This is a genomic window from Pseudomonas sp. RIT357 (genome assembly GCF_000632245.1).
Classification (GTDB): Bacteria; Pseudomonadota; Gammaproteobacteria; order Pseudomonadales; family Pseudomonadaceae; genus Aquipseudomonas; species Aquipseudomonas sivasensis.
On sequence record NZ_JFYX01000034.1, the window covers coordinates 357279 to 383308 of the forward strand.

The following is a 26030-nucleotide window of genomic DNA, read 5'->3' on the forward strand; positions in this document are numbered from 1 at the left end:
TGATGACGTCCGCACTGTTTATTCCCGAGTTGGGCCAATTGGCGATGATCCTCGCCTTGTGCTTCGCCATCGTGCAGGCCGTGGTGCCGTTGCTCGGTGCCTGGCGCGGCGACCGCCTATGGATGAGCCTGGCGCAGCCGGCCGCCTGGGGTCAGTTTGCCTTTCTGCTGTTCGCGTTTGGCTGCCTGACCTACTCCTTTATGACCGACGACTTTTCCGTCGCCTATGTCGCCAATAACTCCAACACCGCGCTGCCTTGGTACTACAAGTTCAGCGCCGTGTGGGGCGCCCACGAAGGTTCGTTGCTGCTGTGGGCGTTGATCCTCGGCGGCTGGACCTTCGCTGTATCGGTGTTCTCGCGCCAATTGCCGCAAGTGATGCTGGCGCGGGTGCTGGCGGTGATGGGCATGATCAGCATTGGTTTTTTGCTGTTCCTGATCATGACCTCCAACCCTTTCAGCCGCATCCTGCCGCAGATTCCATCGGATGGGCATGACCTCAACCCCTTGCTGCAAGACATTGGCCTGATCGTGCACCCGCCGATGCTCTACATGGGTTACGTCGGTTTCTCCGTGGCCTTCGCCTTCGCCATCGCCGCCTTGCTTGGCGGGCGTCTGGATGCCGCGTGGGCGCGCTGGTCGCGGCCATGGACCATCGTCGCCTGGGCGTTCCTGGGTATCGGCATCACCCTCGGCTCGTGGTGGGCCTACTACGAACTCGGCTGGGGCGGGTGGTGGTTCTGGGACCCGGTGGAAAACGCCTCGTTCATGCCGTGGCTGGTGGGTACTGCACTGATTCACTCGTTGGCCGTCACCGAAAAGCGCGGCGTGTTCAAGAGCTGGACCGTGTTGCTGGCCATCGCGGCATTTTCCCTCAGCCTGCTGGGCACATTCCTCGTGCGTTCGGGTGTGTTGACCTCGGTGCACGCCTTTGCGTCCGACCCTGAGCGCGGCGTGTTCATCCTGATCTTCCTGCTGTTTGTGGTTGGCGGCTCCCTGACCCTGTTCGCCCTGCGCGCGCCGGTGGTCAAAAGCCAGGTCGGCTTCAATCTGTGGTCGCGGGAAACCCTGCTGCTGGGCAATAACCTGGTGCTGGTGGTGGCCGCGTCGATGATCCTGCTCGGCACTCTGTACCCGCTGGTGTTGGATGCCCTGAGCGGCGCCAAACTGTCCGTCGGCCCGCCGTACTTCAACGCGTTGTTCATCCCGTTGATGGGCCTGTTGATGGTGGTGATGGCGGTCGGCATGCTGGTGCGCTGGAAGGACACCCCGGCCAAATGGCTGGTCGGCATGTTGATGCCGGTGCTGCTCGGCAGCGTGGCCCTGGCCGTGGTCGCCGGGATTGCCTATGGCGACTTCAACTGGGCGGTGCTCGCCACCTTCCTGCTCGCCGCCTGGGTATTGCTGGCCGGTGTGCGCGACATCTTCGACAAGACCCGCCACAAAGGCCTGGTCAAAGGCCTTCCGACGCTGACCCGCAGCTACTGGGGCATGCAGATCGCCCACATCGGCATCGCCGTGTGTGCGCTGGGCGTGGTGCTTTCCAGCCAGAACAGCGCCGAGCGCGATCTGCGTCTGGCGCCGGGCGAGTCCATGGACCTTGCTGGGTACCAGTTCATCTTCGAGGGCGCCAAGCACTTTGAAGGGCCGAATTTCACGTCGGACAAAGGCACCGTGCGGGTAGTCCGCAACGGTAAGGAAATCGCCGTATTGCACCCCGAAAAACGCCTGTACACCGTGCAGAGCTCGATGATGACCGAAGCCGGTATCGACGCGGGTTTCACCCGTGACCTCTATGTGGCACTGGGCGAACCGTTGGGCGAGGGCGCCTGGGCAGTGCGCGTGCATGTGAAACCGTTTGTGCGCTGGATCTGGTTCGGCGGTTTGCTCACAGGGTTTGGTGGTTTGCTGGCCGCCCTGGACCGGCGTTATCGGGTCAAGGTCAAGAGCCGAGTGCGTGAAGCATTGGGTATGCAAGGAGCGGCGGTATGAAGCGTTGGTTGATGGTGTTGCCGCTGGCGTTGTTCCTGGTTGTGGCGGTGTTCCTGTATCGCGGCCTCTACCTGGATCCGGCAGAGTTGCCTTCGGCGATGATCGGCAAGCCTTTCCCCGAGTTCTCGCTGTCGAACGTGCAAGGAGACAAGACGCTGACCCGTGCCGACTTGCTGGGCAAACCGGCACTGGTCAACGTATGGGGCACATGGTGCATTTCCTGCCGCGTCGAACACCCGGTGCTGAACAAGTTGGCTGAGAAGGGCGTGGTGATCTACGGCATTAACTACAAGGACGACAATGCGGCGGCCTTGAAGTGGCTGGCCGAGTTCCACAACCCTTACCAACTGGATATCCGTGATGAAGACGGCAATCTCGGGCTCAACCTCGGCGTTTACGGCGCGCCGGAAACCTTCTTCATTGATGCCAAGGGTGTGATCCGGGACAAATACGTCGGTGTGATCGACGAGGTGGTCTGGCGCGAGCAACTGGCTGCCAAGTACCAGGCGCTGGTCGATGAGGCCAAGCCATGAAGCGTCTGTTAGTTGCTGCCGTGCTGGCACTGGGTTTGGCGGGTGTGGCCCACGCCGCCATCGACACGTACGAATTCGCCAAGGACGGTGACCGCGAGCGTTTCCGCGAACTGACCAAGGAACTGCGCTGCCCCAAGTGTCAGAACCAGGACATCGCCGACTCCAACGCTCCCATCGCCGCCGACCTGCGCAAAGAGATCTTCCGCATGCTGGGAGAGGGCAAGGACAACCAGCAGATCATCGACTTCATGGTCGATCGCTATGGTGATTTCGTGCGCTACAAACCGGCCCTCACCGGCAAGACCGCGCTGCTCTGGTTCGGCCCTGCAGGGCTGTTATTGGCCGGCGTGGTGGTGATGGCGGTGATCGTGCGCCGTCGCCGCGCAGCGCCGACCGATGGTTCCGACGCGCTGTCCCCCGAAGAGCGTAAACGCCTCGACCAATTGCTGGACACCAAGACTGATGATTGATTTCTGGCTCGCAGCCGGCTTGCTGCTTCTGATTGCCCTGAGTTTCCTGTTGATCCCTGTGTTGCGCGGCCGCCGTGCCCAGCGCGAAGAGGATCGCACCGCGCTGAACGTGGCGCTGTATCAAGAACGCGTCGCCGAGTTGCAAGTGCAGCAGGACGAAGGCGTGCTCAACGCCGCGCAACTCGACACCGGTCGCGCCGAAGCCGCCCGCGAACTGCTGGCGGATACCGAGGGTGTGGAAAAACCCCGCGAATCGCGCCTGGGCAAACCGCTGCCATTGCTCGCCGCCGTCCTCGTCCCCGTCCTTGGCTTGGGCCTGTACATGCACTTTGGTGCCAGCGACAAGGTCGAGCTGACCCGCGAATTCTCACAGCCACCGGTGTCCATGGAAGACATGACCCACCGCCTGGAACGCGCGGCTGCGGCCCAACCGGATTCGGCCGAAGGCCTGTACTTCCTCGGTCGCGCCTATATGGCCCAAGACCGCTCCGCAGACGCCGCGAAAGTGTTCGAGCGCACCGTGGCCCTGGCCGGGCGCCAGCCGGAGCTGCTGGGGCAGTGGGCCCAGGCGCAGTACTTTGCCGACAACAAACAGTGGTCGCCCAAGGTGCAGGCGCTCACTGATGAAGCCTTGAAGCTGGACCCGAAGGAAGTCACCAGCCTGGGCTTGCTGGGCATTGCGGCATTTGAAGGCAAGCGTTATCAAGAGGCCATCGACTACTGGACCCGTCTGTTGGCCCAACTGCCACCGGAAGATAATTCCCGTGCTGCCCTGCAAGGCGGCATCGACCGGGCTGCGCAAAGTCTGAAGGAGAGCGGGGGCAGCGTCGCCCAAAAGGCTGTGATGAAGGTACGTGTGGACCTGTCCGCCGACGTGAAGGCCAAGGCCTTGCCAACCGACAGCGTGTTCATCTTCGCCCGCGCCGTCAGTGGCCCGCCGGCACCTCTGGCGGTCAAACGCGTCACCGTCGCCGAATTGCCTGTTACCGTCGAACTGGGTGACGCCGATGCAATGATGCCGCAATTGAAACTGTCCAACTTCCCCGAAGTCCAACTGGTTGCGCGCATATCCCGGGCCGGTCAACCAACCACTGGCGAGTGGATCGGCCGCAGCCAACCCCTGGCCAGCAGCACCACTGCGCTGCAACAGCTGACCATCGACAGTCCGGACAAGTAATTTTGAGGAAACGCCTATGACGACCGCATTCGCACGCATCACCTTGCTCAGCCTGGTACTGGGCCTGAGCGCCTGTGCGGTCCATCGGCCACCACCTGGCCCGACCGGCCCGACTATCCCGCCGTCCGGCCCCTCGACTCAGCCGAGCACCAAGCCTTCCGGCCCGGTCACCCCGCCACCGAAGCCTGTGCCCACTAAATCGCCGACCTTCGCCCCACCACCGGGCGCCGCCAGCCATTGGGACGGCAAGATGCAGGTGTACGTGCTTGATGACCAACCGGACACGTTCTACCGCCAGCGCACCTACTACCGCTGGAGCAACGGCTGGAGCCGCTCCATCAGCCCCAATGGGCCGTGGGAAGACACCAACGTGCAAGGTGTGCCGCCGGGGTTGAGCAAGCAGTACGCGCAATGACAAAAGGCGACCTTCGGGTCGCCTTTTTCATGCCTGTGAAATCCATCTTTCCAGGCACTGAAGTTCAAATACGGGAGGGGGCTTGCTCCCGATAGCGCCAGGTCAGTCACTGATTAGCTGAATGTGGCATCGCCATCGGGAGCAAGCCCCGTCCCACAGTGGATCTCCTCAGCCCTCAGGCCACGGAGGCGCCGGTACGTTGCCGCTTCTCATATGTTCATCAGTTTCGCCGCAATGGCATTCCAGCCAGCCGGTTCATGGATCATGGTCAAGTAGTCATGGCCCGCGAAGAACTGCCCCTGAAACGTGTGCTTAGCCATGATCTCCTTGATGATCATCGTGGCAGGGCCCAAGCCGGTATTGCCGGTTCGGGCATCGAGTGCACGACCTCGCACTTGAGTGGTGATTGCGGCGCCGAGCATCATCTTTCTTTGTTCAAGCTGCTTGATCTGATCTGCTCGGGATAAGCCGGCGAGGCTGGCTTGCGGCATATCGCCGACGTTGGGGTTCTGTTCAAGAAAGGCCGCCCACTGCAACTCCATCGCCGCCACCTTGCACAGGGCGGCGTAACGGTCGCTGACCATCAGCCTGGCCAGTTCAAGTTGGAAGCTGACCATGATGAGCGGGATTTTCCCGACCAGGCCGATGCCGGTAAATGAAAGCAAGGTCGAGGTGGTCGAGATGGCCATTTCTGTGCCTCGAAATGCGAGCTTCTTGAACTTTACCTCGATGGCCAGTTGCAGCCATTTAATCGCATCACTGACTTGTTCATCACCAGCGGCGAAGGGTTGATAAGCCGCCAGCATTTTTGACAGCCGACGCAGATGTATCGCCGTAGAGGTCGTGGCAGACGCATGCCTGGCCGCATAGAAGGGCGCGGGAATAGGCGAGATCGCCGGGCTTATCGCCGCCACTCCCACCCCGGTTGCGCCAACACCCAAGCTTTTGTATTTGCGGTGTGAAAGCATCTTTTGGGTTTTGGGCGAGGGTCCGCAATTGCCGTTTTTGACAAAGTACGGGTTGAGTTTCAACCCGCTTTTTTCGCAGACCTTCATATAACTTCTGGCGGCGCCTATGGTTGTGATGATGGGGTGAAGGCCTGCCAGTCCGGAAAGAAGGCTAAAGAATATGTCTTCTTTTGACTGTTCTGTTTGAGCGGTTTCACGTACTTGCGCTGCGATTGAGTCGGGCACTGTTTCGTCTCCGTTGAGGGGAGAAGGGATAGGAGCCTGTACCGTAGATAAGCACCGTAGTGCTGGCTGTAGGATTGTTCGGGGAGGCATCACTCGTCTTGGTGGTCGTGCCGAACCTGATGCGCGGCGGGTCGCACTCGGGTAATGTGGCCGCCGCCGGCCTGGCTGCCGAAGGATTGCTGGATATACTTTTGAGTGATCGCTATCCGCCCAGCCTGTTGCAGGCGGCATTTGTACGGGCCAGCGGGCCGAGCTGATGCAAGCCAGGCGCCGCGAAGGGCTTCCTGTGGTGCATAAGTCTGGCGACAAGCGAAGAGGGTGTGTTGATGGCGGGCAGGTTGATCTATCTCATCGGGCCATCGGGTTCGGGCAAGGACAGCCTGCTGGATGCCGCCCGTCCGCAGTTGGCCGAGCGCGGCTGCCGCATCGTGCGGCGCGTCATCACCCGTTCGGCGGAGGCCGTGGGCGAGGCGGCGCACGGTGTGAGCGCGGAGCAGTTTGCGGTGATGCGTACCGAGGGGGCGTTTGCCCTCAGTTGGCAGGCCAACGGTTTGTCCTATGGCATTCCACGGGAAATCGACGATTGGCTGGCGGCGGGGGATGACGTTCTGGTCAACGGCTCGCGTGCACACCTGGCGCAGGCCCACGCGCGTTATCCGCAGATGCTGGTGCTATTGCTGACCGTGGATCAAGGCGTGTTACGCCAGCGCTTGATCGCGCGGGGACGAGAGTTGCCGGCCGACATCGAGGAGCGCTTGGCGCGCAATGCGCGGTTTACTCAAGAGCTGATCGCCGGCAGTGGTTCAGGGTTGTTTGTGCTGGATAACTCCGGCCCCTTGGAGCACACGGTCGAGCGCCTGCTGCACTGCCTGGATGCTGGGCATTCGGTATGCGCCTGATCCTGCTCCGCATCGGCGAGTTTGGCTGGTGATCTTCATGGCTCGCAGATCGTTGTTCCAAATCGGGCCTTGAGCGCTTTGCGGCCCTTTGGCGTCACACTCAGTGCGCGGCTATCCAGGTCCTGTGTTACCCATTCACGGCGAACAGCGTTTTGCAAAAGCGCCGCGCCCAAAGCACCCGCCAGGTGCGGGCGGCGCATGCTCCAGTCCAGGCAGGCGCAGGCGAATCGCCGTCGTTGCGTGCGCAGCGCCGTCACATCGATCCCAAGTTCAACCATCGCCTTGTCGCCGTGTGCGCTGAGTTGGTAGCTGTCGTTCCCGGTCAACCAGCCGGCCTCAATGAAATGGTCGTGCAGCGTGACCGCCAACGTACCCGCCATGTGGTCGTAGCAGGTGCGCGCAAACTGCAGACGCGTGGGCGTGCTCGGCACAAACGCCTTGGCGCTGTTGCGGCTGATCACCATCAACCCTTCAATCGCCTGGGCCACCGACGGACCGGCGAGGCTGTAGTACCGGTGACGCCCCTGCGTGTGCAACATGATCAAGCCGTCGTCCTTGAGCCGGGCCAAGTGCGCGCTGGCGGTTGAGGTGCTGACCTCGGCAATCACCGCCATTTCGGTGCTGGTACGCGCATGCCCATCCATCAGCGCGCAGAGCATTTTCGTGCGCGCAGGTTCTGCAATTGCGCCGGCGACCTGTGAGAGTGCGGCGTCGTCGTCCTGGCCATTCATATTTCGTTCCTGAGCGAATCGTTACCGGGTGAGGTGGCTGATAGTAGCGGTTCTTCGTGAACAGGACGTCCTGAATGACACCGCTTGAAGCCGCTACCCACGCTGACCCTTATGACTATTACTCACGCCTGAGACGTACTGGCGGGTTGCTGTTCGACGCTGAACTTGGGCTGTGGGTCGCCAGTACAGCCGAGGTGGTTGCGGCTGTTCTGGCTCACCCGGATTGTCGAGTACGCCCGCATCACGAGCCGGTGCCTGCTGCGATTGCGCAAGGCGCGGCAGGCCAGGTATTTGCCCGCTTGATGCGGATGAATGAAGGGACGGCCCATCGATGCCCGCGAACAGCAGTCGAACCGGCATTGGCTGGCGTAGGCGTCGGGACCGTCGCGGAGGTGGTCGGCAGCCTTATCGACCGCGTGGATAACCTGGAGGCGTTGATGTTCACCTTGCCGGTCTCGGCGGTTGCGGCGTTGCTGGGTTTTCCAACTGGGCAGACAGCAGCGGTTGCCGAGCTGACACGGGATTTCGTCGCCTGCCTCTCGCCGCTGAGCAACGAGGCCCAACGGCGTCACGCCGACATCGGAGCGTCGCAGTTGACGCAAATGTTCGGCGACGTACTTGAAGCTTCGGCGTTGATGACGCACATCCGCACAGGCGACTGGATGGACACTGACGTGTTGACCGCGAACCTGATCGGGCTGCTGTCACAGACCTGCGAAGCCACGGCCGGCCTGATAGGTAATACATTGGTGATGCTCGCCCGGCAGCCTGATCTGCTGGAGCAGGTTCAGCACGCGCCCGCCCAGGTCATGGCGCTGGTTGAAGAAGTGGCGCGCTTCGATTCCCCAGTGCAGAACACTCGGCGGTTTGTTGCCGACCGGTGTGTCATCGGTGACCGCGTGCTGGAGGCCGGGGATACCCTTCTGGTGGTGCTGGCGTCCGCCAATCGTGACCCTGCGGCAAACCCGATGCCCGATAGTTTTGTGCTTGAACGCCCGCAGCGGCGCAGCTTCAGCTTTGGTTTCGGCGCTCATCAATGTCCTGGCCAGCGGCTGGCGTTGATCATTGCGTCCCAAACCATCCTTGCGCTGCTCCGTCGCCAGCCTGCCTTGCTGGCGGGCGCGGGGTCATTCGGTTACTGGCCGTCGCTCAACGGGCGGATTCCGAGGTTTCACTCGGCAGCGCTCAACATTCGGTAAAACCACCGCCAGTCAGGCTGAGAGGTTCTGTGCTTGAGCAAAGAAAACTCTAGGGTTGTTTTTGTTCAGGCCAAGCCAAGGAGGCTGGGGTGCAAAGCAGGTGATTGATCAAGGAGCTGCAAGAGGCTGGATGGGTACTGGATCGTGTGACGGGCAGTCATCATATTTTTATCGAATGGAGCGATGACTTTACCGCCACTGGCATTCAAATCCCCGATATTCCAGGCGCTGTCATCGCCGGGGACAGCTTTGAAGAGGCTTGCAACGCTGCCGTGTAAGTCGCGTACATCCTGCTGCAGGAGATCGTTGCAGAGGGCGGGACGATTCCGATGCCAACGTCAGTCGCGAACCATCGCGCTCATGAGGACTATGCGGGGATGGGCTGGGGGATGCTTGCGTTGGACATCTCGCCTTATCTGAGCAAGACCGAGAAGGTCAATGCGACCTTGCCCGGTTATGTCATCCAGCGAGTCGACCGTTATGTGCGTGAGCACAAGGTCAAAAGCCGCTCGTCATTTCTGGCGGACGCGGCTCTGAAGAAGTTGGTGCGCTCTTAAGCGGTTGCGACAGCCACCCGCCGGGACGCACTCAGGAACCGCAACAACGCCACCAGCGGGAATGCGCTGCCGACCAGCATCACCCCGAGCCAGCCGCCGTGTTCATACACGCTGCTGGCAATCGCTGAGCCAAAGGCGCCGCCGATGAAGATGCTGGTCATGTACAGCGCGTTCAAACGGCTGCGGCTGTTGGCGTCGAGGGCGTAGATGGCGCGTTGGCCCAGGACCATGTTCATCTGCACGCAGAAGTCCAGGACCACACCGGTTACCGCCAGGCCGATCACGCTGTACAGCGGATGTACGAAAGCCGGCAGGAAGCTCAGCGCGGCGAACAGCATCGCCAGCAACGAAGCGCGGTGAGTGTGACCGGCGTCCGCCAGGCGCCCGGCGATGGGCGCGGCGATGGCGCCCAAGGCACCGACCAGGGCGAACAGGGCGATTTCGCTCTGGCTCAGGCCGTGATTACGCGCCAGCTCCAGTGGCGCGGCGGTCCAGAACAGGCTGAAGGTGGCAAACATGCAGCCCTGGTAAAACGCGCGCTGGCGCAACACTGGCTGGCGACGCAACAAGGTGCCCAGCGAACCCAGCAATTGGCCATATGTGGCGCTGTGGTCGGGTTGGCGCTTGGGGATGGTCAGCATCAGCACCACGCTGATAAACGCCATCAACCCCGCCGCCGCCATGAACATCGCACGCCAGCCGAAGTGGTCCGCCACCACGCTGGAGACCGGCCGTGCCAGCAGGATACCCAGCAACAGACCGCCCATGATGCTACCGACCACACGGCCACGGGACTCGGCAGGCGCCAGGTGCGCGGCCAGCGGGATCAGGATCTGCACCGATACTGAACTGAATCCGATCAGCAGCGACACCAGCAGGAACAGGTTCGGCTGTGCGGTGAACGCTGCGCCCAGCAGGCTGGCGATGGCCACCACGGTGGTGAGGATCATCAGCTTGCGGTTTTCCAGCAGGTCGCCCAACGGCACCAGGAAGAAGAGTCCCAGGGCATAACCGATTTGCGTCAGGGACACGATCAGGCTGGCCATGGCCGGCGTAAGGCCGATGTCCGGGGCGATCAGTTCAATGATCGGTTGCGCGTAATAAATGTTGGCCACGATGGCGCCGCAGCAGAACGCAAACAGCATCACCATCCCGCGGGTCATGGTGCTTGTAGTGTGGGGAGTAGCGTTCATGGTGTTCTCATAAAAGCGGAGGAAGATGGCGAGCGAGAGTAAAGCCAAGGCGTACGCACGAGTAGGGCGCTCGTGGTGATATCACTTATGCTGGCTGATGATACATTCAGAAACAACTAAGGTGGTGTGACACTACCGATGCAACGGCCATACAGACAGCCAAATGTGGGAGGGGGCTTGCCCCCGATGGCGGAGTGTCAGTCACTGGGTGTAGTGGCTGACACACTGCTATCGGGAGCGAGCCCCCTCCCACATTTTTTACCGCGTTTCTTAGTTATTGACCGGAGTAGATCTGGTCGAAGATGCCACCGTCATTGAAGTGGGTCTTCTGTACGGTGCGCCAGTCACCAAAGGTCTTCTCCACCGACAGGAAGTCGACTTTCGGGAAGCGGTCGGTGTACTTGGCCAGGACTTTTGGATCACGCGGGCGCAGGTAGTTGTTGGCGGCGATTTCCTGGCCTTCCGGCGACCACAGGTACTTCAGGTAGTCTTCGGCGGCCACGCGGGTGCCTTTCTTCTCGACCACTTTGTCGACCACCGACACCGGCGGCTCGGCTTCAGCGGAAACGCTTGGGTAGATCACTTCGAACTGATCACGGCCGAATTCACGGGCGATCATTTCGGCTTCGTTCTCAAAGGTCACCAGCACGTCGCCGATTTGGTTGGTCATGAACGTGGTGGTCGCTGCACGGCCACCGGTGTCGAGCACAGGCGCTTGCTTGAACAGCTTGCCGACGAAGGTCTTGGCCTTTTCTTCATCGCCGCCGTTCTTGAGCACATAACCCCAGGCCGACAGGTAGGTGTAGCGGCCGTTACCCGAGGTTTTCGGGTTAGGCACGATCACTTGCACGCCATCCTTGAGCAGGTCCGGCCAGTCTTTCAGCGCCTTGGGGTTGCCCTTGCGCACGATGAACACGGTGGCGGAGGTGAACGGCGCGCTGTTGTTGGGCAGGCGCGTGACCCAGTTGTCTGGCACCAGTTTGCCGTTGTCGGCAAGGGCGTTGATGTCGGTGGCCATGTTCATGGTGATCACGTCAGCTGGCAGACCGTCGATCACCGAACGCGCTTGTTTGCTGGAACCGCCGAAGGACATTTGCAGGGTCAGCTTGTCGTTCGGGTGCTCGGCTTCCCAATGCTTCTGGAAGGCGGCGTTGTAGTCCTTGTAGAAATCGCGCATTACGTCATAGGAGACGTTGAGCAGTGTGACCGGTGCGGCGTGCACGGCGCCTGCCAGGGCAAGACCGGCGGCCAGGAGAGAGGCGCTAACGAGTTTTTTCACTGCTCATTCCTTGTTGTTCGGGAGAAGGGGTAAGGCCATTTGCCAGCGACTATAGCCGGGGCGCCATAGTCGCTTAAAGATTAAAAAGAACTTTGCTTATTCCACTTTCTTGAAAAGATTACTGCCGCAGCGCGAGCAGAACGCCGCATTGGGCTCGTGGCTGTTTTTCTTGCACACCGGGCAGTCGGTTTGCAGCTGTTCACCGCGCATGGCACTGGCCAACTCGGCGGTGAAAATGCCCGTGGGCACGGCGATGATCGAGTAACCGGTGATCATCACCAGTGACGAAATCACTTGGCCCAGCGGCGTCTTCGGCACGATATCGCCAAAGCCCACGGTGGTCAGGGTGACGATGGCCCAATAGATGCCTTTGGGAATGCTGGTAAACCCGTGTTCCGGGCCTTCGATCACGTACATCAAGGTGCCGAACACCGTCACCAGGGTGCATACGCTCACCAGGAACACCACGATTTTCTGCTTGCTGCCGCGCAACGCCGCCATCAGGTAGTTGGCTTGCTTGAGGTACGGGCTGAGCTTGAGCACGCGGAAAATCCGCAGCATGCGGATGATGCGGATGATCAGCAGGTACTGCGCATCGCTGTAATACAGCGCAAGGATGCCGGGCACGATGGCGAGCAAATCCACCAGCCCGTAAAAACTGAAGGCATAGCGCAACGGCTTGGGCGAGCAGTACAGGCGCAGCCCGTACTCGATCAGGAAGATGACGGTGAAGCCCCACTCGATATACGCCAGCACATTGGCGTAGTTCTGGTGGATCTGGTCGATGCTGTCGAGCATCACGATCACCAGGCTGGCGAGGATGATCAGCAACAAGATGCCGTCAAAGCGCCGCCCGGCGACGGTGTCGCTCTGAAAAACCATGACGTAGAGCCGCTGGCGCCAGTCGTTGTTGCTGTCCATAAATCCCGCCCGAATCGAAGATCGAGCAAGCCTAGGGGGATTCGAAGGGGCTGTCCATGCGCGGTTTCTGCACGATTCGGCGACCGGCGCGTACCAGCCAGCAAGCGAGGATAAACGGCGCGGTGAGCGCGGGCAGGTGCAGGGCGGCAAAGCCCGGTGTCAGAAGGATCGCCAGCAGGATGCCGAGCAGCGGCAGCCAGGCTTGGCGACGCGCTTGGCTCAGGGCCAGGGCCGCGAGGGCCGGGTTGTAGCTGTGCAGGCCGAGGAGGGCGCCGGTGCTGTCCTCCAGCATGACGCCGATCAGCACGCCGGCGCTGGCGCCGATCAAGGCCCAGATGGCCGCGCGTCGGTTGGCGAGCCACAGGCCAAGTGCAATCAAGGCGCCGGCCATGGGCTGATCCAGCAGCATGATTTGCGCCAGGCCAGTGAAGGGCGCGCTGAACAAAGCCAGGGCGTCCGGTGCGCCCAGGGCGAAGGTGTTTGGCGCCGCAGTGCCCAGCAGCAGCCAACCCAGCATGACAAACGGCGCGGTGTAGGCAGGCAAGTCATCCGGTTGCGTCGCGTGCTTGAGCCATTGCCGCGTGAGAATCGCACTCAAGCCGCCACACGCCAGGATCAGCGGCGGCAACAAGGCAGACCACGCGAAATGCTCGCTGATCAACAAGCCCAGCAACACGCCGTTGTAGCTATATAAGCCAGCTTGGCGTTCAGCTTTGGGATAACCCCGGCGCTGGGCCGTGAGCAACCCGGCCACGCCACCCAGCAGTGCACCGCCGAGCAAGGCCGGAGCGCCGATCAGGATGGCCAGTAGGCACAGCAAGCCGCACAGCGGCTGGCGTTGCAGGAAGATTTGGCTGAAGCCGTTGAGCAGCGCTTCGGCCCAGTCGGGGCAGGTCTGGTTGTGCATGATGGGGATTCAGTGAGACTGAGTTGTCCCCATTGAGGGCCAGCCCCCTCCCACATTGGACTGCATTCACACATCTAACGATGTGAATCCAATCAAGTGTGGGAGGGGGCTTGCCCCCGATGGGGCCTCTACAGGCGCTAGATCAGCGTCTCTATACGCAAAGAGTTGGTCGACCCCAGCTGCCCGAACGGCACCCCCGCCGTAATCACCAACGTATCCCCGCGCTGCGCCATACCCTGAGCCTGGGCAATCTCCAGTGCCGTGGAACACACCTCATCCACCTGGCGCAGCCGATCATTGACCACCGAGTGCACGCCCCACGCCACGCTCAGCCGTCGCGCCGTGGACAGGTTCGGCGTGAGGTTAAGAATCGGCGCCACGGGCCGTTCCCGTGCAGCGCGCAGGCTGGAGCTGCCGGATTCGCTGTAGTTCACCAGCACCGCCACCGGCAGGATGCTGCTGATACGACGGATCGCGCAGCTGATGGCGTCCGACACGGTGGCATCGGCTTTGGGCCGGCTGACGTCCAGTTGCGCCTGGTAATCCGGACCGTTTTCCACTTGGCGGATGATCTTGCTCATCATCTGCACGGCTTCCAGCGGGTACTCACCCGATGCGGTTTCTGCCGACAGCATCACCGCATCCGCGCCCTCGGCCACGGCGTTGGCCACATCGGTGACTTCGGCACGGGTGGGCGCCGGTGAGAAACGCATGGATTCGAGCATCTGCGTGGCGACCACCACCGGTTTACCCAACTGACGGCAGGTGCTGATGATGTCCTTCTGGATCTGCGGCACGCTCTCGGCCGGTACTTCCACACCCAGGTCGCCTCTGGCCACCATGATCGCGTCGCTCAGTTCGGCGATTTCCCGCAGGCGCTGCACGGCCGACGGCTTCTCGATCTTGGCCATCAGGAAAGCTTTGTCACCGATCAGCTCGCGGGCTTCGCGGATGTCTTCCGGGCGTTGCACGAACGACAACGCTACCCAGTCCACGCCCAGCTCCAGGCCGAAGCTCAGGTCGCGGCGGTCCTTGGCGGTCAGAGGGCTCAGTTCCAACAGCGCTTGTGGCACGTTCACGCCCTTGCGGTCGGAAAGCTCACCGCCATTGAGCACGGTGGTATCAATGGCATCGGTGTGCTTGGTGATCACCCGCAGGCGCAGCTTGCCGTCGTCCAGCAGCAGGTCCATGCCCGGCTCCAGCGCTGCAATGATTTCCGGGTGGGGCAGGTTGACCCGGCGTTGGTCGCCCGGGGTCTCATCCAGGTCCAGGCGCAGGGCCTGGCCGCGCACTAATTGCACCTTGCCTTCGGCGAAACGCCCGACTCGCAGCTTCGGCCCTTGCAGGTCCATCAGGATGCCCAGCGGGTAGTTGAGCTGGCGCTCCACCTGGCGAATCCATTGGTAGCGCTGGGCGTGATCGGCGTGGTCACCGTGGCTGAAGTTGAGGCGGAAGATATTCACCCCGGCTTCTACCAGTTCGAGGATGTCATCGATCCCGTCGGTGGCCGGGCCCAGGGTGGCGAGGATCTTGACCTTCTTGTCAGGCGTCATGGGCAGTGCTCTCAAGGATCAGAATGGCGCGGAAGTCGTTGACGTTCGTGCGGGTTGGCTCGGTGACGATCAAGTCGTCGAGCGCCGCGAAATAGCCGTAGCCGTTGTTGTTATCCAACTCATCGCTGGCGCTCAGGCCCAAGGCTTCGGCGCGGCGGTAGCTGCAGGGCGTCATGATTGCGCCGGCGTTGTCTTCCGAACCGTCGATGCCGTCGGTGTCGCCGGCCAGTGCGTACACGCCGGGCAGGCCTTTGAGGCTGTCGGTCAGGCTCAGCAGAAATTCCGCATTGCGCCCGCCCCGGCCATTGCCGCGCACCGTGACGGTGGTTTCACCGCCGGACAGGATCACGCACGGCGCTGCCAACGGTTGGCCGTGCTGCACGATCTGCCGGGCAATGCCCGCATGCACTTTGGCCACGTCTCGCGCTTCACCTTCCAGATCGCCGAGGATCAGCGGGCTGAAACCGGCCTGGCGTACTTTTACGGCCACGGCTTCCAGGGATTGCTGGGGGCGGGCGATCAATTGGAAGTGGCTGCGGGCGAGGATCGGATCGCCGGGTTTGACGGTTTCCGAGGCCGGGTTTTGCAGCCAGCTGCGCACGGAGGCGGGTGCGTCGATCCCGTAACGCTTGAGAATCGCCAGGGCTTGTTGCGAGGTGCTCGGGTCGCCGACGGTAGGGCCGGAGGCAATCACCGTGGCCTGGTCGCCCGGCACGTCGGAGATGGCGTAGGTGTACACCGTTGCCGGCCATGCGGCCTTGGCCAACCGACCGCCTTTGATTGCTGAGAGGTGCTTGCGCACGCAGTTCATCTCGCCAATGGTCGCGCCGGATTTAAGCAACGCCTTGTTGATGGTTTGTTTGTCCGCCAGGGTGATGCCTTCGGCGGGCAGGGCCAGCAATGCAGAGCCGCCGCCGGAGAGCAGGAAAATCACACGGTCGTCTTCGCCGAGATTGCTGATCAACTCCAGCACGCGCTTGGCCACGGCCAGGCCGGCAGCATCGGGGACGGGGTGGGCGGCTTCAACCACTTCGATTTTTTTGCACGGTGCGCCATGGCCGTAGCGGGTGACCACCAGGCCAGTGACCTCGCCGTGCCAGCAGTTCTCGACGACGAGTGCCATGGCGGCGGCGGCCTTGCCGGCGCCGATCACGATCACGCGGCCGGTGCGGTCGGCGGGCAGAAAGGGTTCAAGGACTTGCCGGGGGTGGGCGGCGTCGATGGCTGTGGCAAACAGCTCGCGAAGCAGGTGTTGCGGATCGACCGACATAAGCGGGCTCCCGGGGATTTTTGTTATTAGAGGTGCAGCAATTTCAGATTTGGAATGCGATCAAGTGTGGGAGGGGGCTTGCCCCCGATAGCGGTGTGTCAGGCGTAGATGATTGGGCTGAAACACTGTCCTCAGGGGCAAGCCCCTCCCACATTCAAGGTGTATCCACTGGCGGGTTACTTATCGCGAATCGAGAAATTCGCCATATGCTCCAGCCCCTTGATCAGCGCCGAGTGATCCCAGTTGCCGCCACCAATTGCCGTGCACGTACTGAACACCTGCTGGGTACCGGCAGTGTTCGGCAGGTTGATCCCCAACTCCTTGGCTCCGGCCAGGGCCAGGTTCAGGTCTTTCTGGTGCAGGTTGATGCGGAAGCCAGGATCGAAGGTGCCCTTGATCATGCGTTCGCCGTGCACTTCCAGAATCTTCGACGAGGCAAACCCACCCATCAGCGCTTCACGCACCTTGGCCGGGTCGGCGCCGTTTTTCGAGGCGAACAGCAGCGCTTCGGCCACCGCCTGGATGTTCAGCGCAACGATGATCTGATTGGCCACTTTGGCCGTCTGGCCATCGCCATTGCCGCCGACCAGCGTGATGTTCTTGCCCATGCTCTGGAACAGCGGCAGGGCACGTTCGAAGGTCTGGGGCTCGCCGCCGACCATGATGCTCAGGGTGCCGGCCTTGGCGCCGACCTCACCGCCGGACACCGGTGCATCGAGGTACTGTGCACCGGTCTCGTTGATTTTCGCTGCGAATGCCTTGGTGGCAGTGGGCGAGATCGAACTCATGTCGATCACAACCTTGTTCGGCGACAAGCCAGCGGCGACGCCGTCGGCGCGGAACAGCACGTCATCGACCTGCGGGGTGTCGGGCACCATGACGATGATGAATTCGGCTTCCTGGGCGACTTGCTGCGGATTGGCCAGGGCCACTGCGCCAGCGTTGATCAGCTCGGCCGGCGCCTTGCCGTGGTGCTCGGAAAGAAACAGTTGGTGACCTGCTTTCTGCAGGTTCGCAGCCATGGGTTGGCCCATGATGCCGGTGCCGATAAATCCGATTTTAGCCATGGTGAAATCCTCTTCTTATGTGGGAGGGGGGCTTGCCCCCGATGGCGGTGTGTCAGGCAAAACATTGCTGACTGACCCGCCGCTATCGGGGGCAAGCTCCCTCCCACAGGGTTTTGTGTGGTGTCTGTCAGATGGCGTTATGGGTTTTAAGCCAACCCAGGCCCGCTTCGGTGGTGGTCAACGGCTTGTACTCACAGCCGACCCAACCCGAGTAGCCAATCCGATCCAGATGCTCGAACAGGAAGCGATAGTTGATCTCGCCCGTGCCCGGCTCATTGCGCCCAGGGTTGTCCGCCAGCTGGATGTGGTTGATCTCATCCAGGTGTGTGGCCATGGTCCGGGCAAGGTCGCCTTCCATGATTTGCATGTGGTAGATGTCGTACTGCAAAAACAGGTTGGCACTTCCCACCTGCTCGCGGATCGACAGGGCTTGCGCTGTGGTGTTCAGGTAGAAGCCGGGGATGTCGCGGGTATTGATCATCTCCATCACCAGCTTGATGCCCGCTGCTTGCAGCTTGTCGGCGGCGTACTTGAGGTTGGCGACGAAGGTTTTTTCCAGGGTGTCGTCGTCAACGCCTTGTGGCCGAATGCCCGCCAGGCAGTTGATCTGGGTATTGCCCAGCACTTGGGCGTAAGCGATGGCCAGCTTGACCCCGGCGCGGAATTCCTCGACCCGGTCCGGGTGGCACGCCAGGCCGCGTTCGCCTTTGGCCCAGTCACCGGCTGGCAGGTTGAACAGCACCTGGGTCAGGCCGTTGGCGTCGAGGTGTGCCTTGATGTCAGCCGAGCTGAATTCATACGGGAACAGGTACTCGACACCTTCGAAACCGGCATCGGCGGCCGCTTTGAAACGGGCAAGGAAATCCTGTTCGGTAAACAGCATGGACAGGTTGGCGGCGAAACGCGGCATAAGGTTCTCCTTAATCGAGCAGGGAAATGGCAGTCGGTGCATCGTTGCCGACCAGGGCCAAGTCTTCGAATTCGTTGACGGCGTTGATCTCGGTGCCCATGGAAATATTGGTCACGCGCTCCAGAATGATTTCGACGATCACTGGCACCTTGAACTCTTCGATCATCTCCTGGGCCTTGCGCAGCGCCGGCTGGATCTGGCCTGGCTCGAATACACGCAGGGCCTTGCAACCCAGGCCTTCGGCGACGGCGACGTGGTCCACGCCATATCCATTGAGTTCCGGGGCGTTGAGGTTGTCGAAAGACAGCTGCACGCAGTAGTCCATTTCAAAGCCACGTTGTGCCTGACGGATCAAACCCAGGTAGGAATTGTTCACCACTACATGGATGTACGGCAGCTTGAACTGCGCGCCCACGGCCAGTTCTTCGATCATGAACTGGAAGTCATAGTCGCCGGACAACGCCACCACCTTGCGGCTCGGGTCGGCCTTGACCACGCCGAGTGCGGCGGGAATGGTCCAGCCCAGCGGCCCGGCCTGGCCGCAGTTGATCCAGTGGCGTGGCTTGTAGACGTGCAGGAACTGCGCGCCGGCAATCTGCGAAAGGCCGATGGTGCTGACGTAGCAGGTGTCTTTGCCAAACACCTGGTTCATCTCTTCGTACACGCGCTGCGGCTTGACCGGCACGTTGTCGAAGTGAGTCTTGCGGTGCAGGGTGGCTTTGCGCTGCTGGCAGTCATGCAGCCAGGCACTGCGGTCCTTGAGCTTGCCGGCGGCTTTCCACTCGCGGGCCACTTCGATAAACATTGTCAGCGCCGCACCGGCGTCGGAAACGATACCCAGGTCCGGGGTGAAAACACGACCAATCTGGGTCGGCTCAATATCGACGTGGATGAACTTGCGGCCCTCGGTGTAGACCTCTACCGAACCGGTGTGGCGGTTGGCCCAGCGGTTGCCGATGCCCAGCACCACGTCCGACTTGAGCATGGTCGCGTTGCCATAACGGTGGGAGGTTTGCAGGCCGACCATACCCACCATCAGCGGGTGATCATCGGCGATGGTGCCCCAGCCCATCAGGGTCGGAATCACCGGGATACCGGTGAGTTCAGCGAATTCCACCAGCAGCTCGCTGGCATCGGCGTTGATCACGCCCCCCCCGCTGACCAGCAACGGACGTTCGGCCGCGTCGAGCAGGGCCAGGGCTTTTTCGACCTGGATGCGTGTCGCCAGTGGTTTGGCCAGGGGCAGTGGCTGATAGGCGTCGATGTCGAATTCGATTTCGGCCATCTGCACGTCGAACGGCAGGTCGATCAGCACTGGGCCTGGTCGGCCGGAGCGCATTTCATAGAAAGCTTTCTGGAACGCGTAGGGCACCTGACCCGGTTCCAGGACGGTGGTCGCCCACTTGGTCACCGGCTTGACGATGCTGGTGATGTCCACGGCCTGGAAGTCTTCCTTGTGCATCCGTGCACGAGGGGCTTGGCCGGTGATGCACAGGATCGGGATCGAGTCGGCCGAGGCGCTGTAGAGGCCGGTGACCATGTCGGTGCCCGCTGGGCCCGAGGTGCCGATGCACACGCCGATATTCCCGGCCTTGGTGCGGGTGTAACCCTCGGCCATGTGCGAGGCGCCTTCAACGTGGCGAGCAAGGACGTGATCGATGCCACCCACCTTCTGCAAGGCTGAGTACAGCGGGTTGATCGCGGCGCCTGGGATGCCGAAGGCGGTGTCCACGCCTTCACGGCGCATGACGAGGACGGCGGCTTCGATTGCTCTCATTTTGCTCATGTTTTGGTGCCTCTTGCGTTTTGTAATTGTATACAAGTGGTGTCTGTTCAAAGTGTATTCACGGCGGGATGCGCAGGTCAATCCATTTTATTGATTGGTCTTTGCGTTCGTCGGAACGGCTTTTTTCGACGTATGGAGCCTTTGTGCGAAAATATTGTATACAAAAACAAATGTCATTGTGTTCTATTTGTTTGATCGAGCATCTGATCAAACAGACCTCCACCGCTTTCCCAATAACAAAAGAAGGACGGCACCATGAGCGCTTTAACCTTGAAGATTGCCACCCAACTGGCCACCCAGGCCCTCACCGCAGGCCGCACGATTTCAGCGGCACCGCTGACCATCGCGGTCCTCGACAGCGGCGGCCACTTGATCACCCTGCAGCGCGAAGACGGCGCGAGCCTGCTGCGCCCGCAAATCGCCATCGGCAAGGCCTGGGGTGCGATTGCGTTGGGCAAGGGCTCGCGCTTGCTGGCACTGGATGCGCAGCAACGGCCTGCGTTTATTGCGGCGTTGAATAGCCTGGGGCAGGGCAGCGTCGTGCCGGCACCGGGAGGCGTGTTGATTCGGGATCAGGATGGGGCGGTACTGGGAGCAATTGGTATCAGTGGGGATACGTCGGATATTGATGAGCAGTGTGCGATCACGGCGATCGAGGGGGTGGGGTTGTGGGCGGATGCTGGGGTGTCAGCCTAATCGTCGGTGACTGTCAGGGCCTCATCGGGAGCAAGCCCCCTCGCACAATTTTGACCGCGTTCGCAGTTCAACATGTGGGAGGGGGCTTGCCCCCGATTGGCACCCACACCTCGGTGTATCAGTCGGGTTCACAGCCCTTGAGCACCAACCGAATAATGGTCTGCGCCGCCGCTTCGTAATCCGCTTCATCGAGCTTGGCCTTGCCGGTCACCGCCGAAATCTGCCAGTCGAAATCCGCATAGGTCTGCGTCGCCGCCCATATGCTGAACATCAGGTGATTTGGGTCGATCGCCGCAATCAACCCACGATCCACCCAGCTCTGGATGCATTGGATATTGTGCTTGGCCTGGGCGTTGAGCTGTTCGACCTGATCGCTGCTCAGGTGCGGGGCGCCGTGCATGATCTCGCTGGCGAACACCTTGGAGGCAAACGGCAAGTCGCGGGAGATGCGGATTTTCGAGCGGATGTAGTTGCTCAACACTTCTTTGGGGTCGCCGTCCGGATTGAACGGCGTGGAAGCCGCCAGGATCGGCTCAATAATGCTTTCGAGTACCTCGCGGTAGAGGTTGTCCTTGGACTTGAAGTAGTAATAGACGTTGGGCTTGGGCAGGCCGGCCTTGGCGGCAATGTCGCTGGTTTTGGTCGCGGCGAAGCCCTTGTCGGCAAACTCCTCGCTTGCCGCCCGCAGGATTTTTTCTTTGTTGCGCTCGCGAATGGTGCTCATAAACCAGGAGTTTCCTTGCCAATACCGGCGGTTGCGCATGGTAGCACCGGCTATCCGCGGGCCTCAACAATGTGCCCGCAACGCCTTGCGCCGCGTTATGCTCGCGCCATCCCCCCTTATGGAAGTGCGATTCATGGCAGGAAGCAGCTTGTTGGTGTTGATCGATGACATCGCCGCGGTACTCGATGACGTTGCCTTGATGACAAAAATGGCAGCGAAGAAGACTTCCGGCGTGCTGGGTGACGACCTGGCGCTCAACGCCCAGCAGGTTTCCGGTGTGCGCGCCGAGCGTGAAATTCCCGTGGTGTGGGCGGTGGCCAAGGGCTCGTTCGTCAATAAACTGATCCTGGTGCCCACCGCACTGTTGATCAGCGCCTTTGCGCCGTGGGCGGTGACGCCGCTGTTGATGCTCGGCGGCGCCTACCTGTGTTTTGAAGGCTTCGAGAAAGTCGCGCACAAATTCCTTCACAGCAAAGCTGAAGACCAGGCCGAGCACGCGCAGTTGGCCGACGCCGTAGCGGACCCGGCGACCGACCTGGTGGCGTTCGAAAAAGACAAGATCAAAGGCGCGATCCGCACCGACTTCATCCTCTCCGCCGAAATCATCGCCATTACCCTCGGTATTGTGGCCGACGCGCAGTTGACCCAGCAGGTGATCGTGCTGTCGGGCATCGCCATTGTCATGACCATCGGCGTCTATGGGCTGGTGGCCGGTATCGTCAAGCTGGACGACTTGGGTCTGTGGCTCACCCAGAAGCCCGGTCAGGTAGCGCGCAGCATCGGTGGTGGGATCCTGAGTGCGGCGCCATACATGATGAAAAGCCTGTCGGTGATCGGCACGGCTGCGATGTTTATGGTCGGTGGCGGCATCCTCACCCACGGCGTACCGGTGGTGCATCACTGGATTGAATCGGTGAGTCAGAGCGCCGGCGCAATCGCTTGGTTGATGCCGACCTTGCTGAATGCGGTGGCGGGGATTATCGCCGGTGCGCTGGTATTGATGATGGTGTCGCTGGTTCGCAAGGTATGGCAGCGCACTAAACGTCAGGCGTGACGTTCGCAGTCACGCATCTGTGTTCAGGGCGCTATAAGGGCGTTCGGTCTGATCGTGGTGCCGCTTATCTCGGACCGGGTTGCAGCCCTGGATAGCCTTCTTCCGTGAAGCGTACAAGCATGCTCGCTTCGGAGTTCCAAAGGTGCATCTTGCCGTTGTTCGGAGTTGAAGCGTTGTGCGCTGATGGGCTCTTAAAGCCAGTGTCTATGCGGTCGTTGTTGGGCGTCGAAAAGGCATGTGGGGTGCTATCAATGTATTTAAGTACCCGAAGAGCATTGGCTGCGATGTTCGCGCGGTCGTAGGGCGTTAGTTTATGCAACTCATGCTGGGGAACGCCGCCGACTTTGAGGAAAAAGGCTTGGAGTTGAGTTTTAGTGAGCACAGAAGGCTTGGTGCTAGTGCCGAAAACCGAAGCAAAAAGCGGATCCTCGTAGAAGTCGTGATGGCTACGATAGTCACCCTCGTCCCGGCCGGTATTTTGGGTCGGCGGCGCGTGCTTTACTTCGTTCTGGTGTGTGGAGGTAGTCGTCAGAACCTTGTCCACGTTTGAGTGTGTTACTGAAGCGCTGGATAACAGCATCTGTGTCGGCCTTTAAAATAAAGCGTCTGATGGGATGTTCTTTGGTTGGGGGCGTCTGCTGCTTCAGGCGTTAACTGAACCTGAGAGGCACACTCTTAGTATTGAGTTTTTCCCCAGGGATAGTTCCCGGGCAAAGTGTGCGTGCTCTGTGGGAGGTTGCTTGAGTCTGTTGTGCGAAAAAAAAGGCCATCCAGATTGCCTGGATGGCCTTTTAATTAAGCTAGACGTGATTACTCGGCAATCTGCAACTTGCGCGATTCCGTGTAGATATACCGTACCTTCTCATACTCGAACGGCGAGTTCATCTGACCATAACGGAAGCTGGTCTGATAACGCTTGTCCACCGCGCGCAGGGCCCAGATTTCCGGGTGGTTGGAGCTGACTTCCGAGACGTTCAGGAAGTTGATCTGCGATTCCGCGGTGTAGTCCACCAGCAAGCCGCCGGTGTCGCGCAAGTTCGATGGGCCGAAGATCGGCAGTACCAAATACGCCCCGCCGGGGACGCCGTAGAAGCCCAGGGTCTGGCCGAAGTCTTCGCTCTGGCGCGGTAGGCCCATGGCGGTGGCCGGGTCCCACAGGCCGGCGATGCCGACGGTGGTGTTGAGCAGCAGGCGGCCAGTGGTCTCCAGGGAGCGGTGCCCCTTGAGTTGGAGCAAGCTGTTCAACAGGTTGGGCACGTCGCCCAGGTTGTTGAAGAAGTTGCTCACGCCGGTGCGCAGGAAGCTCGGGGTCACGTATTTGTAGCCGTCGACCACGGGCAGGAACACCCATTGGTCGAAGCGGTAGTTGAAGTGGTACACGCGGCGGTTCCACGATTCGAGCGGGTCATACACGTTGAGGGCGTTGACGGACGAGCGTTCAAACTCGCGCTGGTCCAGACCCGGGTTGAATTTAAGTTTGCTTAACGGCTCTTTGAAACCGTCGGAATCCACCACGACCGGCGCGTGAGCCTTGCTGTTGTCGGCATTGGCTACGCCCGCGCACATCAGGGCGGCGAGCAGCAGAAGATATTTAGCCACGGAAGAACTCCAGCATGGCGTCGGCGTTGACGCGGTAATTGAGGTTGCCGCAGTGGCCGCCCAGTGGGTAGACGGTCAAGCGATCGCCGAAGGTTTTACGCAGGAAGCCAAGGTCGCCTGGGCCGAGGATTACGTCGTCGGCGTTGTGCATGACGGCGATTTTCGGGCTGGCGTGCAGGTAGTCCTTGAGGGCGTACAGGCTGACCTGGTCAACCAGTTGCAACAGGCTGCCGCCATCGGAACGGGCGCGCCACATCGGGATTACCTGTTCGGTGAGGTAGCAGTCGAAATCGCATTGCAGTGCACGCTTGAGGAACGGCGTGAGGCTGGTGCCTTCGGTGATCGGGTACTTCGGTGGGATGATCAGGCCGCGGCGGTTAATCAGGTCCGAGGTAAAGGCAATGTCGGCCGCCGAAAAGCGGAACGACGTGCCAATCAGCATGGCCATCTGTTCGTTGGTCAAGTGCTGCTTGGATTGCTGGAAGTCGTAGAGCAGGGCGTCGTTGAGGTCGATATAGCCCTTTTGCTGGAAGTAGCGAGTCAGCTTGTTCAGCACCAGTTCATAGAAGGTGGTGGTGTTGTTGATGCCCTTGACCTCGGTCTGTACCAGCTTGTCGAGGTTAGTGATCGAGGTATAGAGGTTGACCGGCGGGTTGAGCAGCAGCACTTTCTTGAAGTTGAAGCTGCGGCGGGTCTCGTCCAGTTTGCTGACAAACGCCGCATCCAGTGCGCCGAGGCTGTAGCCGGTGAGGTAAAAGTCGGTCACTGGCAGCGAGGCGTTTTGCGCACGCACGGCTTGCATCACGCGGTACATGTCTTCGGCGTCTTCCTGGGTGATCCCCGGGGTGGCGAAGCGCGAGGCGGCACTGATGAAGTCAAAGCTGGTAGGCGACGACAGTTGCACTACGTGATAGCCGGCTTGGTAATACAGTTTTTTCAGGTATTCGTTGATGCTGCTATCGAACCGCGCACCGGTGCCCGCGATCAGGAAGATCAGCGGCGCGGCGCGGTCTTGCTTGGCGATGCGGTAGGTGAGCTTCTTCACCGCCCAGAAGTTATCCGGCAGGCTGAACTCGCGCTCTGGGCGCATGTTCAGGGTGTAGTCGGACTGGTTAATTTCGCTATCACTCGGCAATGTCGGCCGAAGGTCAGGCGGAGTGGTGGCGATGGTCGCTTCGAACGGGTTGGTCAAAGGGTAGCCATAGCTGGCTTGGTCGATATCGACCGCCAGTGCTGACGCACTCAAAAAAAGGCTGCCCAGTAAGGCAGCACAGCGCAAGGAACGGAGCATGACTTAATCCCTAAGAGGAAACGTGCTTAATGAAGTTCGCAGGCTATGACCACCGCGTTGCCACCGAAGTGCCAGCTCTCGGCACGAAAAGTCGGAAAATAACGTCGGAATCGGGGTAATAGTAGCGAGACGATACACTTTGCCATGCATTAGTGAACACTAATTGTGTGTATGCACCTTGCTAACGACCGCTGGCGCATTAAGCTGAGCGCCGTTTTTGCCTATCGGAGTGCTCCATGTCCCGCCGCTTGCCCTTGATTCTGCTGCTTATTGCCCTGCCGTTATGGCTGGCTGCCAGTTATGGCGCACGTTACGGCTTTATGGAAGATGGCCAGTGGGTCGGCATCTGTGCCGACGAGGCCAGCCGCTGGGAATGCCAGGTGCGTTCGAACCTGGGCTTGATGATTCACTTTAAGGTGCTGGGCTGGGCCGCACTGGTGACCTCGGTGCTGGCGTTTTTCGTGCCGGGTCGCGTGGGCTGGGGATTGGCAGTGCTGGGGCTGGTGTTCGGGTTCCCGGCCCTGGCGTTGTACAACACCACGTTTGCGGTGTTTGCACTGGTGATTGCGGGGTTGCGGTTGGTCAGGCAGCCGCGGGGCGCCTGATAAGGCCAAT

25 protein-coding genes and 3 pseudogenes are annotated in these 26030 nt (G+C 60.8%); 13 read left to right on the forward strand and 15 right to left on the reverse strand.

All coding sequences use genetic code 11. The annotated features are described in order from the left end of the window. Positions 1 to 2 precede the first annotated feature (2 nt). From BW43_RS08190 to BW43_RS08170, 5 genes are read left to right on the forward strand one after another with little or no spacing between them, the layout of a single operon-like run. Positions 3 to 1991 (forward strand): heme lyase CcmF/NrfE family subunit, encoded by a 1989-nt coding sequence (locus BW43_RS08190; protein WP_032889102.1) that lies wholly within the window; start codon positions 3 to 5, stop codon positions 1989 to 1991. After that, positions 1988 to 2524 (forward strand): DsbE family thiol:disulfide interchange protein, encoded by a 537-nt coding sequence (locus BW43_RS08185; RefSeq protein ID WP_032889103.1) that lies wholly within the window; start codon positions 1988 to 1990, stop codon positions 2522 to 2524. The genes BW43_RS08190 and BW43_RS08185 overlap by 4 nt, the downstream gene beginning before the upstream one ends. Next, entirely contained in the window at positions 2521 to 2994 is a 474-nt protein-coding gene (locus tag BW43_RS08180) for a cytochrome c-type biogenesis protein (protein ID WP_032889105.1), read from the forward strand. The genes BW43_RS08185 and BW43_RS08180 overlap by 4 nt, the downstream gene beginning before the upstream one ends. Next, positions 2987 to 4171, forward strand: a complete 1185-nt coding sequence (gene ccmI, locus BW43_RS08175; RefSeq protein WP_032889107.1) for a c-type cytochrome biogenesis protein CcmI — start codon at positions 2987 to 2989, stop codon at positions 4169 to 4171. Before BW43_RS08180 ends, ccmI begins: the two co-directional genes overlap by 8 nt. Positions 4172 to 4187: 16 nt before the next feature. Beyond that, positions 4188 to 4586 (forward strand): hypothetical protein, encoded by a 399-nt coding sequence (locus BW43_RS08170; protein WP_032889109.1) that lies wholly within the window; start codon positions 4188 to 4190, stop codon positions 4584 to 4586. 209 nt (positions 4587 to 4795) lie between these two features. Here BW43_RS08170 and BW43_RS29025 read toward each other — a convergent pair whose 3' ends face one another. After that, positions 4796 to 5779, reverse strand: coding sequence for a hypothetical protein (locus BW43_RS29025; protein ID WP_177326449.1), 984 nt, complete (start codon positions 5777 to 5779; stop codon positions 4796 to 4798). Between the two features lie 95 nt (positions 5780 to 5874). Between BW43_RS29025 and BW43_RS28485 the strand changes: the two are divergent. Both BW43_RS28485 and phnN read left to right on the forward strand, forming a co-directional pair. Continuing rightward, a pseudogene (locus BW43_RS28485) lies at positions 5875 to 6106 on the forward strand (alpha-D-ribose 1-methylphosphonate 5-triphosphate diphosphatase); the annotation flags it as partial. Beyond that, positions 6106 to 6678 (forward strand): phosphonate metabolism protein/1,5-bisphosphokinase (PRPP-forming) PhnN, encoded by a 573-nt coding sequence (gene phnN, locus BW43_RS08165; protein WP_032889113.1) that lies wholly within the window; start codon positions 6106 to 6108, stop codon positions 6676 to 6678. The pseudogene BW43_RS28485 and the gene phnN, both read left to right, overlap by 1 nt. A 35-nt stretch (positions 6679 to 6713) precedes the next feature. Here the strand turns inward: phnN and BW43_RS08160 are convergent, their stop codons facing one another. Beyond that, positions 6714 to 7409 carry a helix-turn-helix transcriptional regulator gene (locus BW43_RS08160; protein ID WP_032889115.1) on the reverse strand — a complete coding sequence of 232 codons (696 nt, stop codon included), beginning with the start codon at positions 7407 to 7409 and terminating at the stop codon, positions 6714 to 6716. A gap of 74 nt (positions 7410 to 7483) precedes the next feature. Here BW43_RS08160 and BW43_RS08155 point away from each other — a divergent pair, with 74 nt between their 5' ends. The 3 genes and pseudogenes from BW43_RS08155 (at position 7484) to BW43_RS29130 (ending at position 9165) form a co-directional block, all read left to right on the forward strand. Continuing rightward, the gene (locus tag BW43_RS08155) at positions 7484 to 8608 is read left to right on the forward strand and encodes a cytochrome P450 (protein WP_032889117.1); all 1125 of its coding nucleotides are present in this window, start codon (positions 7484 to 7486) and stop codon (positions 8606 to 8608) included. 104 nt (positions 8609 to 8712) lie between these two features. After that, positions 8713 to 8802, forward strand: a pseudogene (locus tag BW43_RS29030) (type II toxin-antitoxin system HicA family toxin); the annotation flags it as partial. Next, a pseudogene (locus tag BW43_RS29130) lies at positions 8779 to 9165 on the forward strand (type II toxin-antitoxin system HicB family antitoxin). The pseudogenes BW43_RS29030 and BW43_RS29130, both read left to right, overlap by 24 nt. On the opposite strand, the gene BW43_RS08150 reads toward BW43_RS29130, so the two are convergent. From BW43_RS08150 to gcl, 9 genes are all read right to left on the reverse strand, one after another. Further along, the gene (locus BW43_RS08150; protein ID WP_081797774.1) at positions 9162 to 10358 is read right to left on the reverse strand and encodes an MFS transporter; all 1197 of its coding nucleotides are present in this window, start codon (positions 10356 to 10358) and stop codon (positions 9162 to 9164) included. The pseudogene BW43_RS29130 and the gene BW43_RS08150 sit on opposite strands and share 4 nt — an antisense overlap. A 274-nt stretch (positions 10359 to 10632) precedes the next feature. Then, the gene (locus BW43_RS08145; protein ID WP_032889121.1) at positions 10633 to 11637 is read right to left on the reverse strand and encodes a sulfate ABC transporter substrate-binding protein; all 1005 of its coding nucleotides are present in this window, start codon (positions 11635 to 11637) and stop codon (positions 10633 to 10635) included. A 96-nt stretch (positions 11638 to 11733) separates the two neighbouring features. Next, positions 11734 to 12558, reverse strand: coding sequence for an ion transporter (locus tag BW43_RS08140; protein ID WP_032889122.1), 825 nt, complete (start codon positions 12556 to 12558; stop codon positions 11734 to 11736). Positions 12559 to 12589: 31 nt separating this feature from the next. Further along, positions 12590 to 13465 (reverse strand): urea transporter, encoded by an 876-nt coding sequence (locus BW43_RS08135; RefSeq protein WP_032889124.1) that lies wholly within the window; start codon positions 13463 to 13465, stop codon positions 12590 to 12592. Positions 13466 to 13602: 137 nt separating this feature from the next. Then, positions 13603 to 15018, reverse strand: a complete 1416-nt coding sequence (pyk, locus tag BW43_RS08130) for a pyruvate kinase (protein WP_032889126.1) — start codon at positions 15016 to 15018, stop codon at positions 13603 to 13605. Then, on the reverse strand, positions 15008 to 16288 hold the full coding sequence (locus BW43_RS08125; RefSeq protein ID WP_032889128.1) for a glycerate kinase: 1281 nt from the start codon (positions 16286 to 16288) through the stop codon (positions 15008 to 15010). Before BW43_RS08125 ends, pyk begins: the two co-directional genes overlap by 11 nt. A gap of 176 nt (positions 16289 to 16464) precedes the next feature. Then, positions 16465 to 17355 (reverse strand): 2-hydroxy-3-oxopropionate reductase, encoded by an 891-nt coding sequence (locus BW43_RS08120; protein WP_032889129.1) that lies wholly within the window; start codon positions 17353 to 17355, stop codon positions 16465 to 16467. Positions 17356 to 17482: 127 nt separating this feature from the next. Next, entirely contained in the window at positions 17483 to 18265 is a 783-nt protein-coding gene (gene hyi, locus BW43_RS08115; protein ID WP_032889131.1) for a hydroxypyruvate isomerase, read from the reverse strand. A 10-nt stretch (positions 18266 to 18275) separates the two neighbouring features. Beyond that, entirely contained in the window at positions 18276 to 20051 is a 1776-nt protein-coding gene (gcl, locus tag BW43_RS08110) for a glyoxylate carboligase (protein WP_032889133.1), read from the reverse strand. Positions 20052 to 20306: 255 nt separating this feature from the next. On the opposite strand from gcl, the gene BW43_RS08105 reads away from it, so the two are divergent. Beyond that, the gene (locus tag BW43_RS08105; RefSeq protein WP_032889135.1) at positions 20307 to 20747 is read left to right on the forward strand and encodes a heme-binding protein; all 441 of its coding nucleotides are present in this window, start codon (positions 20307 to 20309) and stop codon (positions 20745 to 20747) included. A gap of 118 nt (positions 20748 to 20865) precedes the next feature. Here the strand turns inward: BW43_RS08105 and BW43_RS08100 are convergent, their stop codons facing one another. Continuing rightward, positions 20866 to 21471, reverse strand: coding sequence for a TetR/AcrR family transcriptional regulator (locus BW43_RS08100; RefSeq protein ID WP_032889137.1), 606 nt, complete (start codon positions 21469 to 21471; stop codon positions 20866 to 20868). A 133-nt stretch (positions 21472 to 21604) separates the two neighbouring features. Here BW43_RS08100 and BW43_RS08095 point away from each other — a divergent pair, with 133 nt between their 5' ends. Next, complete coding sequence (locus BW43_RS08095; protein ID WP_032889139.1) at positions 21605 to 22525, forward strand: DUF808 domain-containing protein; 921 nt, start codon at positions 21605 to 21607, stop codon at positions 22523 to 22525. A 64-nt stretch (positions 22526 to 22589) separates the two neighbouring features. On the opposite strand, the gene BW43_RS27975 is transcribed toward BW43_RS08095, so the two are convergent. The 3 genes from BW43_RS27975 to BW43_RS08085 form a co-directional block, all read right to left on the reverse strand. Beyond that, the gene (locus BW43_RS27975) at positions 22590 to 23105 is read right to left on the reverse strand and encodes a hypothetical protein (protein ID WP_050442854.1); all 516 of its coding nucleotides are present in this window, start codon (positions 23103 to 23105) and stop codon (positions 22590 to 22592) included. A 230-nt stretch (positions 23106 to 23335) separates the two neighbouring features. After that, positions 23336 to 24124 (reverse strand): VacJ family lipoprotein, encoded by a 789-nt coding sequence (locus BW43_RS08090; protein WP_032889141.1) that lies wholly within the window; start codon positions 24122 to 24124, stop codon positions 23336 to 23338. Beyond that, the gene (locus BW43_RS08085; RefSeq protein WP_032889143.1) at positions 24117 to 25415 is read right to left on the reverse strand and encodes a serine/threonine protein kinase; all 1299 of its coding nucleotides are present in this window, start codon (positions 25413 to 25415) and stop codon (positions 24117 to 24119) included. Before BW43_RS08085 ends, BW43_RS08090 begins: the two co-directional genes overlap by 8 nt. Before the next feature lie 236 nt (positions 25416 to 25651). Here BW43_RS08085 and BW43_RS08080 point away from each other — a divergent pair, with 236 nt between their 5' ends. Continuing rightward, complete coding sequence (locus tag BW43_RS08080) at positions 25652 to 26020, forward strand: hypothetical protein (RefSeq protein WP_032889146.1); 369 nt, start codon at positions 25652 to 25654, stop codon at positions 26018 to 26020. Positions 26021 to 26030: the final 10 nt, after the last annotated feature.

Bases quoted from the DNA above. Each gene is read 5' to 3' on its own strand.
- BW43_RS08190 (WP_032889102.1), top strand. From the start codon at position 3: ATGACGTCCGCACTGTTTATTCCCGAGTTGGGCCAATTGGCGATGATC.
- BW43_RS08185 (WP_032889103.1), top strand. From the start codon at position 1,988: ATGAAGCGTTGGTTGATGGTGTTGCCGCTGGCGTTGTTCCTGGTTGTG.
- BW43_RS08180 (WP_032889105.1), top strand. From the start codon at position 2,521: ATGAAGCGTCTGTTAGTTGCTGCCGTGCTGGCACTGGGTTTGGCGGGT.
- ccmI (WP_032889107.1), top strand. From the start codon at position 2,987: ATGATTGATTTCTGGCTCGCAGCCGGCTTGCTGCTTCTGATTGCCCTG.
- BW43_RS08170 (WP_032889109.1), top strand. From the start codon at position 4,188: ATGACGACCGCATTCGCACGCATCACCTTGCTCAGCCTGGTACTGGGC.
- phnN (WP_032889113.1), top strand. From the start codon at position 6,106: ATGGCGGGCAGGTTGATCTATCTCATCGGGCCATCGGGTTCGGGCAAG.
- BW43_RS08160 (WP_032889115.1), bottom strand. From the start codon at position 7,409: ATGAATGGCCAGGACGACGACGCCGCACTCTCACAGGTCGCCGGCGCA.
- BW43_RS08155 (WP_032889117.1), top strand. From the start codon at position 7,484: ATGACACCGCTTGAAGCCGCTACCCACGCTGACCCTTATGACTATTAC.
- BW43_RS08150 (WP_081797774.1), bottom strand. From the start codon at position 10,358: ATGAACGCTACTCCCCACACTACAAGCACCATGACCCGCGGGATGGTG.
- BW43_RS08140 (WP_032889122.1), bottom strand. From the start codon at position 12,558: ATGGACAGCAACAACGACTGGCGCCAGCGGCTCTACGTCATGGTTTTT.
- BW43_RS08135 (WP_032889124.1), bottom strand. From the start codon at position 13,465: ATGCACAACCAGACCTGCCCCGACTGGGCCGAAGCGCTGCTCAACGGC.
- pyk (WP_032889126.1), bottom strand. From the start codon at position 15,018: ATGACGCCTGACAAGAAGGTCAAGATCCTCGCCACCCTGGGCCCGGCC.
- BW43_RS08125 (WP_032889128.1), bottom strand. From the start codon at position 16,288: ATGTCGGTCGATCCGCAACACCTGCTTCGCGAGCTGTTTGCCACAGCC.
- BW43_RS08120 (WP_032889129.1), bottom strand. From the start codon at position 17,355: ATGGCTAAAATCGGATTTATCGGCACCGGCATCATGGGCCAACCCATG.
- hyi (WP_032889131.1), bottom strand. From the start codon at position 18,265: ATGCCGCGTTTCGCCGCCAACCTGTCCATGCTGTTTACCGAACAGGAT.
- gcl (WP_032889133.1), bottom strand. From the start codon at position 20,051: ATGAGCAAAATGAGAGCAATCGAAGCCGCCGTCCTCGTCATGCGCCGT.
- BW43_RS08105 (WP_032889135.1), top strand. From the start codon at position 20,307: ATGAGCGCTTTAACCTTGAAGATTGCCACCCAACTGGCCACCCAGGCC.
- BW43_RS08100 (WP_032889137.1), bottom strand. From the start codon at position 21,471: ATGAGCACCATTCGCGAGCGCAACAAAGAAAAAATCCTGCGGGCGGCA.
- BW43_RS08095 (WP_032889139.1), top strand. From the start codon at position 21,605: ATGGCAGGAAGCAGCTTGTTGGTGTTGATCGATGACATCGCCGCGGTA.
- BW43_RS27975 (WP_050442854.1), bottom strand. From the start codon at position 23,105: ATGCTGTTATCCAGCGCTTCAGTAACACACTCAAACGTGGACAAGGTT.
- BW43_RS08085 (WP_032889143.1), bottom strand. From the start codon at position 25,415: ATGCTCCGTTCCTTGCGCTGTGCTGCCTTACTGGGCAGCCTTTTTTTG.
- BW43_RS08080 (WP_032889146.1), top strand. From the start codon at position 25,652: ATGTCCCGCCGCTTGCCCTTGATTCTGCTGCTTATTGCCCTGCCGTTA.